Raw genomic sequence first — 255 nt, 5'->3', positions numbered from 1 at the left:
AATTGCCCGTGAGGCTTGACCATATAACACCCAAACAATTTGCGTGTTGTACGGTGAAGACGTAACGAACCGAAAGTTCGTGTGAACCGCAAATACCTGTCACATACCCGAATCTGGATGAGCGTGTACACTTGCCACGAGCGTCCATAAAGAATTGCTTGACGACCATAGAGCGTTGGAACCACCTGATCCCATCCCGAACTCAGTAGTGAAACGACGCATCGCCGATGGTAGTGTGGAGTTTCTCCATGTGAG

At 49.4% G+C, this 255-nt stretch carries 1 rRNA gene; it reads left to right on the top strand.

Going from position 1 to position 255, the window contains the following annotated elements:
• Positions 1 to 157 precede the first annotated feature (157 nt).
• Positions 158 to 255, top strand: a 5S ribosomal RNA gene (rrf, locus tag IB273_RS31335); the annotation flags it as partial.

This window comes from Pseudomonas sp. PDM19, from assembly GCF_014852215.1.
Lineage (GTDB): Bacteria > Pseudomonadota > Gammaproteobacteria > Pseudomonadales > Pseudomonadaceae > Pseudomonas.
This window is presented reverse-complemented; position numbering and strand designations above follow the sequence as displayed.